Origin of the sequence: Undibacterium sp. 5I2 (assembly GCF_035019605.1) — a bacterium.
Lineage (GTDB): Bacteria > Pseudomonadota > Gammaproteobacteria > Burkholderiales > Burkholderiaceae_D > Undibacterium.
On sequence record NZ_JASJVS010000195.1, the window covers coordinates 1 to 249 of the forward strand.

Annotated in this window: 1 protein-coding gene; it reads right to left on the reverse strand. The window is 54.6% G+C overall.

All coding sequences use genetic code 11. From position 1 onward, the window contains the following. Window positions 1-249 (reverse strand): hypothetical protein (locus tag QN359_RS19950; protein WP_323493643.1); only part of this gene is annotated, 249 nt, incomplete at both ends.

Here is a 249-nt window from a genome sequence, read left to right on the forward strand (position 1 = left end):
TCTTTTGGCCGGTGAGCGACGAAGGAGCGACGCGATGGGAGGGGATGCAAACCCCTTCCAGAGTCTTTTCCATCGTCACTTGCGACGATCCATTAACTTGTTTCCCGCATGCTTTTAGTGGGATCCCATTGGCACGGCTTGCCTTCAGGGTGGGAGCGTCGATCAAGGGCACTTTTTTCTGTGAAATGAACACGTCCTGCTGCGCCTGAGCAGCACAGATATAAAAGGCGCGTACGCGCCACTGGATTG